9 protein-coding genes and 2 riboswitches are annotated in these 12,706 nt (G+C 37.5%); of the genes, 2 read left to right on the forward strand and 7 right to left on the reverse strand.

The window, feature by feature from the left end; all coding sequences use genetic code 11:
* Nucleotides 1-130 precede the first annotated feature (130 nt).
* Nucleotides 131-1,567 (forward strand): glycogen synthase GlgA, encoded by a 1,437-nt coding sequence (glgA, locus tag LGQ02_RS16565; protein ID WP_226515444.1) that lies wholly within the window; start codon nt 131-133, stop codon nt 1,565-1,567.
* 32 nt (nt 1,568-1,599) lie between these two features.
* Nucleotides 1,600-3,999, forward strand: coding sequence for a glycogen/starch/alpha-glucan phosphorylase (locus LGQ02_RS16570; protein WP_264184035.1), 2,400 nt, complete (start codon nt 1,600-1,602; stop codon nt 3,997-3,999).
* Between the two features lie 180 nt (nt 4,000-4,179).
* Here LGQ02_RS16570 and LGQ02_RS16575 read toward each other — a convergent pair whose 3' ends face one another.
* From LGQ02_RS16575 to LGQ02_RS16605, 7 genes are all read right to left on the reverse strand, one after another.
* On the reverse strand, nt 4,180-4,968 hold the full coding sequence (locus LGQ02_RS16575; RefSeq protein WP_226515446.1) for an alpha/beta fold hydrolase: 789 nt from the start codon (nt 4,966-4,968) through the stop codon (nt 4,180-4,182).
* A 175-nt stretch (nt 4,969-5,143) separates the two neighbouring features.
* On the reverse strand, nt 5,144-5,851 hold the full coding sequence (locus tag LGQ02_RS16580; protein ID WP_226515447.1) for a response regulator transcription factor: 708 nt from the start codon (nt 5,849-5,851) through the stop codon (nt 5,144-5,146).
* Between the two features lie 41 nt (nt 5,852-5,892).
* Nucleotides 5,893-5,979: riboswitch (cyclic di-GMP riboswitch) on the reverse strand.
* Nucleotides 5,980-6,213: 234 nt separating this feature from the next.
* Nucleotides 6,214-6,297: riboswitch (cyclic di-GMP riboswitch) on the reverse strand.
* 310 nt (nt 6,298-6,607) lie between these two features.
* Nucleotides 6,608-8,134: a glycine betaine uptake BCCT transporter gene (locus tag LGQ02_RS16585; protein WP_226515448.1), complete on the reverse strand. Its 1,527-nt coding sequence runs from the start codon at nt 8,132-8,134 to the stop codon at nt 6,608-6,610.
* A 323-nt stretch (nt 8,135-8,457) separates the two neighbouring features.
* Nucleotides 8,458-9,369: a glycine betaine ABC transporter substrate-binding protein gene (locus LGQ02_RS16590; protein WP_226515449.1), complete on the reverse strand. Its 912-nt coding sequence runs from the start codon at nt 9,367-9,369 to the stop codon at nt 8,458-8,460.
* A gap of 25 nt (nt 9,370-9,394) precedes the next feature.
* A complete protein-coding gene (locus tag LGQ02_RS16595; RefSeq protein ID WP_226515450.1) occupies nt 9,395-10,054 on the reverse strand; it encodes a cysteine hydrolase family protein in 660 nt (219 codons plus the stop codon).
* 17 nt (nt 10,055-10,071) lie between these two features.
* Entirely contained in the window at nt 10,072-10,614 is a 543-nt protein-coding gene (locus LGQ02_RS16600) for a GbsR/MarR family transcriptional regulator (protein WP_226515451.1), read from the reverse strand.
* Nucleotides 10,615-11,874: 1,260 nt separating this feature from the next.
* The gene (locus tag LGQ02_RS16605) at nt 11,875-12,564 is read right to left on the reverse strand and encodes a hypothetical protein (protein WP_226515452.1); all 690 of its coding nucleotides are present in this window, start codon (nt 12,562-12,564) and stop codon (nt 11,875-11,877) included.
* Between the last annotated feature and the right edge of the window lie 142 nt (nt 12,565-12,706).

Consider the following 12,706-nt stretch of genomic DNA (forward strand, 5'->3'; position numbering starts at 1 on the left):
TAAAGATAATGCATATTCTTTACAAAGTTAGCTGAAGCCGTGCCCGCGGAAAGCGTCCACCGAAAGCGGATCACAAAATCAACAAAACATAAAATTTATTTTTATAATAGAAGAAAGGAGAAGAGATCAGATGAAAAATATACTATTTGTTGCTTCTGAATGCACTCCCTTTGTAAAAACAGGAGGATTAGCTGATGTAATTGGATCTCTTCCTCATGCATTAGCAAACGAAGAGAAACTCAACGTTCGAGTCATCCTCCCAATGTATGATGAAATTGCAGAAGAATGGAAGGAAAAATTAAGCTACGTCACTTCATTTTCAGTTGAAGTTGGCTGGAGAAAACAAGACGCCGATCTTTTCCAAATCGAACATAACGGAATCGTCTATTACTTTATTTCGAATTCTTTTTACTTTACTCGCAAAGGGATTTATGGATATTACGATGATGGTGAACGGTTCGTATTTTTCAATCAAGCCGTCATCGCATCTTTAAAATTTTTAGACTTCACACCTGATATCCTTCATGCCCACGACTGGCAAGCTGGATTATCAGTCGCACTCGCTAAAATTTATCAACCTGTTGAACATATGAAAACCGTTTTCACAATCCATAACATGAAGTATCAAGGTGTCATGCCTGTTGAGATGTTTGATGAGTTTTTCAACTTAAACCGTGAGCACCTTGGTGGCATGGAATGGAACGGAATGATTAATTGTTTAAAGTGCGGGATTTTCCATGCAGATAAAGTGACGACAGTAAGCCCGACATATGCCGAAGAATTAAAGCACCCTTATTTTAGTGAAGGGCTCCACTCGGTCTTAAATGACCGCTCTAGTGACTTTCTCGGTATTATTAATGGAGTGGATACGAATGAATACCACCCATTGAAAGATCCACACATTGACGTGAATTACCGACATTCACGCGCAAAGAAAAAACAAAATAAAACGGACCTTCAAAACCAATTAGGATTACCGGTTTCTGAAGACATCCCCCTATACGTCATGATAACAAGGCTCGTTGAACAAAAAGGACTTCACCTTATTCAACATATTTTAGAAGAATTTTTACAAGAGGATATTCAGTTTGTTGTTTTAGGTACAGGTGAAACAGAGTTTGAAAGTTATTTTTCATATATTGCTACAAAGTATCCAGATAAAGCCGTTACTCAGCTAACTTTTGATGAGGCTTTTTCACGGAAACTTTATGCTAGCGCTGATTTTTTCGTGATGCCGTCGTTGTTTGAACCATGTGGTCTTTCACAGCTAATTGCTCTTCAATATAAAACTGCGCCGATTGTCCGTGAGACAGGTGGCCTAAAAGATACTGTAGAACCTTACAATGAAGCAACAGGGAAAGGAAATGGTTTTAGCTTTACAAACTATAATGCCCATGATTTATTAGCAGTGCTTCGTTATTCTTTGTTCGTTTACCATACTCCTGAACATTGGAAACAACTTTCAAAGAATATCAATAAAAGTAAGTTTGGTTGGCAAAAGTCAGCTAGTGATTATAAAGACCTTTACGAAAAGGTTTTTGAACAACAAGGAGTGGTACAGTCGTGACAACAAAAACTGTGGATCATTTCACTGAACAAATGGCCGCCAAAACGAACGTCCTTTTTGGCAAAAAACTAAAAGATGCTACGAATAAAGATTTATATTATGCAATCGCATCGATTGTAAATGATGAAGTGCATCCACAGTGGGGAGAGACAAACCATACGTATGAAAAGAAAAAAGTAAAACAAGTGTTTTATTTATCAATGGAGTTTTTAGTTGGGCGTTTATTAGAAAACAATTTATTAAATTGTGGACTGCTTGATGATGCCAACGGTGCATTAAAAAAAATAGGTAAAGACCCTGAAAAAGTTTATGCAAATGAACCAGATGCCGGTTTAGGAAATGGCGGATTAGGACGGTTAGCTGCTTGTTTTCTCGATTCTTTAGCATCTCTTAAATATCCAGGTCACGGATGCGGGATTCGTTACCGGTACGGGTTGTTTGAGCAACGAATCATTCACGGTCATCAAATCGAGCTCCCTGATTATTGGCTCCAAGAAGAATACCCATGGGAAACACGAAAAGGAGAAGAAAGCGTAAAAATTCATTTCCGCGGCTCTGTACATATGCACCGAAAAATTGATGGGTCACTTGAATTTCACTATAAGAATACGGACCAAGTCAATGCCGTTCCATACGACATTCCTGTTGTCGGCTACAATAACCAAGTTGTCAATACATTGCGTCTATGGAGTGCAGAGTCGATTACAAGAGATACGGATTATTTAACGAGCAAAAGTTCAAAATATTACCACCATCTTGACCATAAACATTCGATCGAACAAATTTCAGGTTTTTTATACCCAGATGATTCAAGTTATGAAGGTAAAGAGCTAAGGTTAAAACAACAGTACTTTCTCGTTTCAGCTAGTATCCAGAACATTTTAAGACATTTCAAACGACAAATCGGTGCACCACTCAGTGACTTACCAGAGTATATTGCCATTCAAATTAATGATACGCACCCAAGTCTTGCAATCCCTGAGTTCATGCGTATCTTAATGGATGACGAAAACCTTGGTTGGGATCAGGCCTGGGAGATCACTCGTCATACAATTGCTTATACGAATCATACAACGTTAAGTGAAGCGTTAGAGAAATGGCCAAAAACGATGGTTCAAGAGTTACTACCGCGCATTTACATGATTATTGATGAAATAAATGAACGTTTTTGCCGAGGCTTATGGTTTGACCACCCTGAATTACGCGACGTCATTCCTGAGCTTGCCATTATTGCTGATGAACAAGTCCATATGGCACGTCTTGCTATTGTCGGAAGCTTTAGTGTCAACGGAGTTGCGAAGATCCACACAGACATACTAAAGAAAAAAGAAATGAAACACTTTTATCAGCTATTTCCAGATCGTTTTAACAATAAAACGAACGGAGTAACTCACCGTCGTTGGCTCCTTCAAGTAAACCCTCGCTTATCAACAGTGATTAGTGAAGTCATTGGCCCAAATTGGATTTGTCGACCGAGCCAATTAATTAGCCTCCTTCGTTACTCGAAAGATGCCAGTTTTTTAGAAAAGGTCGACAAAGTAAAGCTTGAAAACAAACGGTCGTTAGCGTCATTAATTTATGACCGGACTGGGATAAAAATTGATGAACATTCCATTTTTGATGTGCAAATTAAACGGTTGCACGAGTATAAACGTCAACTGTTAAATATTTTTCACGTCATTTACCTTTATAATGAATTAAAAGATAACCCGAACTTAGATCTTACACCGAGAACGTTTATCTTTGGGGCGAAAGCAGCACCGAGCTACCATTTAGCAAAAGAAGTGATTAAGCTCATTCATACCGTTGCATCAATTGTTAATCACGATCCTGATATTCGCGGAAAACTGAAGGTCGTCTTTTTAGAAAACTACAATGTAAGCCTTGCAGAAAAAATCATTCCTGCTACAGATATTAGTGAACAAATCTCCACAGCGAGTAAAGAAGCATCAGGTACAGGGAATATGAAAATGATGATGAATGGTGCGTTAACTGTAGGTACGATGGATGGTGCAAACATTGAAATTCGTGACTTAGTTGGCGATCAACATATTTTTATGTTCGGTCTTAAGGCTGATGAAGTATTAAATTACTATGAACACGGAGGATATACAGCGCGAGACATATATAACACAGACGATCGCGTGCGGCGTATTTTAGATCAATTAAATGAAGGTGTTTTTGGCTCACAGGAGATCGAGTTCAAAGATATTTATTACAACATTTTATATCACAACGACCCTTATTTTGTTTTAAAAGATTTCGACCCTTATATAGAAACTCACGAACTCGTCGAGCAAGCATATCGCGACCGCTCAACATGGATGAACATGAGCGTCACAAACATCGCTTACTCTGGTAAATTCTCTAGTGACAGAACGATTCAAGAATATGCATCAGAGATTTGGAAAATAAATAAAACACATCCATAAACCAAAAATCCCCAGGTGCCAGGCACCAGGGATTTTTTTTGTTTTAGAGGTGCTGTTAGTCCGTTATTATGGCCTCATTAGTAACATTTATTTTTAGTTTTGCTGCTTTCATTTTTACCTAATAAACAAACGAGCATGGATGTTATTCTCCAATGCTCGTTTTTCGTTTTCTCCATTAATTTAAACCGCTTCTGTTTTGTGATAAGTAGATATAAATTTAATCGTTTCATCATTAAATTGCCTTGGTTGATCGATGTTACAGACATGGCCTGAATCTTCAATTCTTTTTAACAATAACCCTTCTTTTTCTTCAACCAGCTTTTCTACTGCTGGCAAAAACAAATAATCTTCTTCTCCCATAATAAACATGGTTGGAATACCATTAAAATTTGTTTGTAATCGTTCTAGTAGAGGGTTCATTGCCTTTAGTAGGGCGAACCAACGAATAAACTCTTTTTGACACATTTTCTTCGCTTGATCTACAAATGCACTCCTCGACTCAATATGGTTACTCTTTGGCATAATAATCCATGCAAGAAAGCGATAAAGCCACATATACGGAATAATATATTTCGTTAAATTACCGAGAGCCATTAAAAACTTTGTCCTAACATTTAGTTGAATGACTGCACCACCTAAAATCATTGATTCAATACGGTCCGTATGTTTTTGTGCCATTGTCTGAATAATGATCGTTCCAAGAGAAATGCCAACTAGATGGGTTGACTTAATATGTAGATGGTCAAGGACATTTACAACCTCATCTGCAATATCTTCTAGTGAATCACCTTTTTGCCAAGGGATACCATTCGATTTACCATGCCCTCGTAAATCTATTAATAATACATTAAAGTGTTTCTTAAAATCTTTTACTTGTTTATGCCAAGTCGTTGAATCTCCGCCTGCCCCATGTATAAATGTTACCCATGGTCTACTGGCATTTGCTATGTATACTCGGTGGTGTAACATAAATAATATACCTCGCTTCTTTACTTGAAAATCTTTGATGTACGTTAGCATTATACCAAAAATCAGACTTTTTTTGTTGCTAGATGTACCAACTAGATAAAAACTTATCGACAAACTCCTTATTTTTAAATTCCCAAACTATGAAAAAGAGGTGACATGAGTCACCCCTTCCTTTTTATCTTTCAGCATCTACCCAACCATTCTTTATTGCTTTAACCATTGCATCTGTACGATCATTTGCGTCCATTTTCTTTAAAATCCTACTTATAACGGTTGTAACAGTAGAGTGAGCAAAAAATAATTTTTCTGCAATTTTACTATTGTTATAGCCATCTAAAATCAAATCAAGAACAGCACATTCTCTTTCTGTTAATACTAGAGATATTTTTTCTTTATTTAATTTAAGGGTTTTAATCGGCTTTAACCTCATCTTTTTATTTTCTATTTCTAATGTGAGATTAATATGTGTTTCTGGTTCCAGAAATGCTTGCTTTTCTATTAGGGATTTGATCACGATCTCATAATGATTCTCTAAGTATGGTAATGAAACGATTCCATTTATAGGTAATGATAAGAAATTAAAAATTTGTTTTCCAATTGGCTCTTTACTCACTAACAATATCGTAGAATGTTCTGCTTTAAAAGAATGAAGCTTTTCTTGTAAGTGGTAAAATGATTCTGGTGTAAGCTTTTCAACTAATAGTACAACCCACGAATGGCCTTCTTTCATTATTGAAGGGTGGTCTGTTTGGACTTTTTTCATATACATTGCTTTTAATTGATTAGATATGTCATCTTTTACATTTTCAGGAAAGTCATTATTTGAATCTATATATATGATTTTTGCACTTTGTGTTTCGATTCTTTCTTTCACTTCAAGCATGATAGATCCTCCCAAGTTTTTTTTATGGTTTGTCATTGTCAAACGGCAACTGGCTGACTTAGCTTTGTTATGCCTTAGTCCCTTTAGTTTTGCGTCACTACGTTTCCATAGGTTTGCCTTTTTCGTTTCACCTCGTTTCTGTAAAAGGATCATCATGTACGAGAAATGTTTTTACCATCATCTCTTCTTCTTCACCTTTTTTTCTAATGCGTATTCATTGAGGCAACTTAAAGGTATTTATTGATTACGCTATTAATAAATCTTAGCAAAGAGCTGAAGTCAGGTGCTGTACACGGTCTTTTTATATAAATAAAAAAAGCTGCTTACATATACATAATGGGCAGCTTGAATAAATGAAACATTTATGCAGCTGGCTGGCGTATCTTTTAGATTTAGCCCCTTTAGCTTTGCGTCCTGCTTTTTCAAACAGTTTGCCCTTACTATTTATTTTTTCGACATAATTTGATTTATTTTAACAATCTCTGCACATTGTACTTTACCATAAAATATTACCTAAAATCAATAGCCAGGCTAGTTATTTCTTCCTATACAGTATTATTGTTTTTTCCTACAAACTTTAAATATAGACAAAACTAGGATTTTAAACGCATAACAAAATACCCCCAAATATTACCAGGTGCCAGGCACGTGGTAATATTATGGAAATGTCCTATGCTTTATAGTCAAAATTGAGGATTAACGGACATAAAAAAACTGCCACATTTGTGCGTACACATTTGTGACAGTCTTTGGATATTAACTCGCTTTTTTCATCTTTTGTTTTCCGTCTTTGTTGCTTTGTCCGAGCTCTTTTAATTCTTTGTTCAGTGCTTTTACTAAACCGTAACACATCACAAGCACAATAAAGGACAATGGTAATGCACTGACGATAATCGCCGTTTGTAAGCCTGCCAATCCACCTGAGTACATTAAAACAGATGTTGATGCAACTAAAATTAATCCCCACGTAATTTTCACTCGATTTGGAGGATTTAACTTTCCACCTGTCGTCAGCATTCCTAACACGAATGTTGCAGAATCTGCTGATGTAACAAAGAACGTTGTAATTAACGCCACGGTTAAAACAGATAAAAGAGCTGTTAATGGTAAGTTTTGATAAACAAAGAATAACGCCGTTTCCAGACCTTGTCCTGATACATCAAGTCCTTGGAATAACTCTAAATAAATCCCTGTTCCACCAAACACCGTAAACCATAAACCACATACAACCGTTGGAACTAATAATACTGCAACCGTAAATTCACGAATTGTACGTCCTTTTGAAACTCGTGCAATGAACATCCCGACAAATGGTGTCCATGAAATCCACCATGCCCAATAAAAGATCGTCCATCCTTGTGTCCATGCTAACTCATCTGCATCGAACGGTGACAAACGAAGTCCCATAAACGCAACGTTTTGTACATAGCTTCCTAAACCTGTCGTAAACATATTTAATAAAAATAACGTCGGTCCTAGGAAAAGCACTGCAAATAACAACAATGTAGCAATTGTCATGTTGGCATTACTTAAATACTTAATCCCTTTAGAAATACCGGTACTTGCTGAGACAATGAAAAGTACTGTAATGATCGCCATAATGATCATTTGAACACCAAAATTATTTGGAATTCCTACTAAGTATTCTAACCCTGCATTAATTTGTTGAGAACCTAATCCAAGAGAAGCTGCCACTCCGAATAACGTAGCAAATACCGCAACAACATCAATTGTTTTCCCAACAGGACCTTTCACCTTCTCACCAAGTACTGGTTGAAGTGTCGAACTCATTAATCCTGGAGCATCTTTTCTAAACTTTTGATAAGCAAGAGCTAATGCAACAATCGCATAAATTGCCCATGCATGTAATCCCCAATGAAGCCATGTGTACTGCATCCCAAGGGTCGCAGCTTCTTCTGTACTTCCATCACCTGTTGGTGGTACAGCAAAGTGTGAGATTGGCTCAGACACACCATAGAATAAAAGTCCAATTCCCATCCCTGCTGAAAACAACATCGCAAACCATGTTGGACGGTTATAATCTGGCTTTGAGTCAGGCTTTCCAAGCTTTATTTTTCCATATTTACTAAAGATCATAAAGATCGCAAATGCTAAAAAGAACGTTGCAACTAATTGGTAGAACCAACCGAATGATTCAAGAACAAACCCTTGAGCGACACCCATCACAGAAGCTAACTGCTGTGGAATGATCACTCCTATTAATACAAACAACACGGCTATACCGACAGAAACTTTTAAAATTGACCGATCACTTTGATCCAAAACGTAAAACACTCCTCTAGTTTTTTTCAAGCATCGCAACTTGCGATCGCCTTATTAAAAAATCCTTTTTAATTAAACCATAATTCCGTATAAACCGAAAAAACTGTACAGAATGATTTTCAGAAGAATTCTATCATTTATTTAAGTGAGAACGACTCACCAACTTCATTTATACAAATCCATTCATATAAGATCATTTACACGACTTTTCTAAACGTAACTACAATTCCTCTTCCTGTTATCTGTGAAATTTGTTAAAAAAAGTCTATCAATGATTTATTATGTAGAAAAGCCGTGCCTCAAAGACACGGCTTTTTCTATCTTTAATTTCCTAGCATTTCATCAACTTGGTCACGATTGTCTTCGATCCATTGTTTCGCTGATTCTTCAAATGGAACGTCATCTTCTTCATACTTTAGCATCATCTCTTCAAGATCTGCTACTTCAATACTCCAGTTAGATAAAATTTCATAAGCTCTCGTATACTCATCTTCAATTCCGTTATAAGAAATAACATAAACGTCATCTGACTTAAAGATCTCTTTTTCATCTTCTAAAAACTTAAGGTCAAACTTCGCAAACATCGAGTGTGGTCTCCATCCCGTAAAAATAACCGGTTCTTCTGCAGCAATTCTTTCTTCAGCTTCAGCCATCATCGCAAATTCACTAGATGTAGTTAATGTGTACTCATCACCAATACCATACTCTGCGATAAGTTCCTCAGATAATGTAACAATCCCAGCTCCTGGATCAATTGAAACAACACGACCGTCATACTTATCAGCATTTCCTACTAAATCTTCAATAGAATCTTCCTCTACATAGGCAGGAACAACCCAGCCAAGTGGAACATCAGAATAGCTTGTTGCTACTTTTTGTAAATCATCTTCATATCTGCTCCATAGTTCTGCTTCAGTATACGGAAGCCATGCATCCATAAAGAAATGAACGTCTTCATTTACTAACCCTTCGAAAATAACTGGTTGATCTAACATTGAAAATTCTACTTCATACCCTGCTTCTTCCAAAATTAATTTTGCAATGTTTGTCGGAGCTTCCGTACTTGTCCACGTTGTTAAACCAAAGACAATCGTCTCGCCATCAACGACATCACTCGTTTGTTCTTCTTCATCACCTGCAGGCTCATTTGTTTCATCAACGTCATTTGCTTCACCACATGCTGCTAGTACAGCTACAGATAAACCTACTAGTAATAATCCTAACTTTTTCTTCATCCTAATCACCTTTCTTGATTCTTTATTATTTATTTAATTTATTAAACATTTCTCTCATATTTTCTGGTGTGAATTGTAACGAATCAGCGCCCGGAGACTTCCATGCTCGATACGATTCACCATTTAGCTTTTTAACTAATTCATCTGTATCATAAACTTGTAAGTTATACACCCAATTGGCCATCATTAAGATCGATGCCATATGTGCCCCTTCATTGGAGGCTCCGCACATATCTTTTACTAGATTGATTTGATAGTCTCTGAAATAACCATCAAAAACAGAAGTCATTAAACAACCATCTGTTACAAATCCTCCGATTATCACGTGCTTAACTCCTAGGTTTCTTAACATTAGATCTAAAGAAGTTTCATAAAAAGCACTCCAGCGGTACTTATCAATGACAACATCTTCTTTCTCAGGAGCTATTTCCTCAAAAACTTCATAGCTATCAGTTGAAGTAGAATAATAGATTGGTGTTCCATCTTCATGCAACGGTTCACCATCTGATAAGCCGATTGTATCAGCACGATTAATATGTCGTGTGTAAATAACCGGAATGTTTTTCTCACGGCACTTACTGATCAAATTTTTCGCATTCTGTACAACTTCTTCAACGCCATCAATACCGAAGTTACTTTCTTTCTGTATATCAATTAATACTAAAGCTGTTTTATTTACATCCAAATCTCAACTACCTCCATTTATTTATCTTTAGTTTTAGGGATATATTTAAAAATTTCATGCGATTCGAACGCATTTGCTAATCGCATGGTCCAATCAAAATAATCTAGCGAGTTGTTCAAGTTTTCCAAGTCTTGTTTTGCAATGTCTTTTACTTCATCTGACGAAGATTCCGAAAGCTCTTCTAATATTGGCTTTGCCTGCTCATTCGCTTTCATAAATAAACTACGTTCTTGACGTAAGTTCTTTACAAAGAAATTAATAAAATTTCTCATAAAATCTTTTTCTGCAATAAAATGATCTTTTCGCTCACCCTTTTTCCATACCTTAATAACCATTTCTGTTTCTAACAGTTCGCGCATCGCGTTACTAACACTTGCTTTACTCATGGCAACTTCATCTTTTATGTCATCTAAAGACATCGGCACTTCCGAAAAATATAAAACACCGTAAATTCTCCCTACTGAAGGAGTGACTCCGTAAATGACCATCGTTTGTGCAAGGGCACTAATCATTACATCACGTGCTTCTTCTACTCTTTGCATATCTTCATTACTGTTCATAAGGTCCACCTCGTTTCCTGCAAAATAATGGTTACCACTATGTACAAATTGTATTATTTGTTTAATTTGTATTAAACGACTTGAACAATTAATACTTTATAACTTATTGCGAAAAATGTCAAATCGAATCGTACATTTTTCTAAAAAAAGCTTTACAATCTTAGTTGCTGTTTAAAACACGTGACGCCTATGACTTGTATCAGCAAAGAGCGTTTACATCACGAATAAGCTTCGAGTTGCCTCGACGGATACACTTCAAAGCTCTACTAGCAGAGGAAGAGGCACGGGTCACGAGGAAGCAGACCGCATTGCCTGCGGCAAAGAAGACACCGCGAAAGCAAACGAAGTGCAGCTTGAACGGATGTCGCGCTTGTGCCTAGAGGTGCAAAGAAGACACCGCGAAAGCAAACGAAGTGCAGCTTGAACGGATGTCGCGCTTGTGCCTAGAGGTGCAAAGAAGACACCGCGAAAGCAAACGAAGTGCAGCTTGAACGGATGTCGCGCTTGTGCCTAGAGGTGCAAAGAAGACACCGCGAAAGCAAACGAAGTGCAGCTTGAACGGATGTCGCGCTTGTGCCTAGAGGTGCAAAGAAGACACCGCGAAAGCAAACGAAGTGCAGCTTGAACGGATGTCGCGCTTGTGCCTAGAGGTGCAAAGAAGACACCGCGAAAGCAAACGAAGTGCAGCTTGAACGGATGTCGCGCTTGTGCCTAGAGGTGCAAAGAAGACACCGCGAAAGCAAACGAAGTGCAGCTTGAACGGATGTCGCGCTTGTGCCTAGAGGTGCAAAGAAGACACCGCGAAAGCAAACGAAGTGCAGCTTGAACGGATGTCGCGCTTGTGCCTAGAGGTGCAAAGAAGACACCGCGAAAGCAAACGAAGTGCAGCTTGAACGGATGTCGCGCTTGTGCCTAGAGGTGCAAAGAAGACACCGCGAAAGCAAACGAAGTGCAGCTTGAACGGATGTCGCGCTTGTGCCTAGAGGTGCAAAGAAGACACCGCGAAAGCAAACGAAGTGCAGCTTGAACGGATGTCGCGCTTGTGCCTAGAGGTGCAAAGAAGACACCGCGAAAGCAAACGAAGTGCAGCTTGAACGGATGTCGCGCTTGTGCCTAGAGGTGAAAGCATCCGCCTGTAAACGGATTCGAGTGCTTTATTTAATAAAAACCAAAATAAAAAGGCAACATGTAAAACTTAATGTTAAACATGTTACCTTGGACAGCCCTTTTAACGAAACCTCTATTATTTCTCATGAATTTTTAAAAGATATTTGAAAACCAAGATCTAATAGATTGAAAAAGACTTTGGAAGAAATTCTGGTTTTGCACATCCTTTTCTACCAATTGATCCTCTACTACAATACTTTCTCCTTCGTTGAACGGCATAACCTTTTCACCTGCAACAACATTTACCATATCTGATCCATGATGATCATAAATCATTTGCCTATTCGTTTCATTGAATGGTGAAATCCCAACTTCAACAGTATTTCCAACCACATCAACACTCGTATAATGAATTTCGATCCCATCCGCTTCAAAAGCATTCAAATCAATTTCACGCTGCTTTTCGATCAATTCATCTTCTGTATAATCGACGATTCGAAATACAAGTTCTGCTGGATCCTCTGCTAACGACTTTAATTGTTCTTTATGTTCATCATTGATCTCTTCTGTAAAAGAGAGAACAATGACCCCTAAGTCACGTTGCTCTCGATCAATATGCAAACTAGCAAACACATCATCATCTATTTGTTCAAAAATATAGTTTCGCAATGCTTCAATAACCTCTGTATGATTTGAATCAATTCCTTCTTCTTCCCAATCTTGCAGTTTTTCAGTAAACGAATCTAATTCTTCATCATTTGCAAAAACAAGATTGACACTCACCATACTCGAAAGCAATAAAGTGATACCCAAAATTGTGATCATTTTTTTAAACGAACTCATATTTAATCCCCTACTTCCCTCTTTTTTCTTTTGACGCAAACGGACGCAAAAAGTTACATGTGAATCGGTTACTCGGCTGCACGTGGTGATTTTGTGATATGAATCACCCCATATTTTTTCGAAGTATTTTATAGTGAAATTA

The organism is Bacillus shivajii, from assembly GCF_020519665.1.
In the GTDB taxonomy this organism is placed as follows: domain Bacteria; phylum Bacillota; class Bacilli; order Bacillales; family Salisediminibacteriaceae; genus Bacillus_CA; species Bacillus_CA shivajii.

What these genes read in the sequence shown, in the direction of transcription:
- glgA (WP_226515444.1), top strand. Translation starts at nt 131, where the DNA reads ATGAAAAATATACTATTTGTTGCTTCTGAATGCACTCCCTTTGTAAAA.
- LGQ02_RS16570 (WP_264184035.1), top strand. Translation starts at nt 1,600, where the DNA reads ATGGCCGCCAAAACGAACGTCCTTTTTGGCAAAAAACTAAAAGATGCT.
- LGQ02_RS16575 (WP_226515446.1), bottom strand. Translation starts at nt 4,968, where the DNA reads ATGTTACACCACCGAGTATACATAGCAAATGCCAGTAGACCATGGGTA.
- LGQ02_RS16580 (WP_226515447.1), bottom strand. Translation starts at nt 5,851, where the DNA reads ATGCTTGAAGTGAAAGAAAGAATCGAAACACAAAGTGCAAAAATCATA.
- LGQ02_RS16590 (WP_226515449.1), bottom strand. Translation starts at nt 9,369, where the DNA reads ATGAAGAAAAAGTTAGGATTATTACTAGTAGGTTTATCTGTAGCTGTA.
- LGQ02_RS16600 (WP_226515451.1), bottom strand. Translation starts at nt 10,614, where the DNA reads ATGAACAGTAATGAAGATATGCAAAGAGTAGAAGAAGCACGTGATGTA.
- LGQ02_RS16605 (WP_226515452.1), bottom strand. Translation starts at nt 12,564, where the DNA reads ATGAGTTCGTTTAAAAAAATGATCACAATTTTGGGTATCACTTTATTG.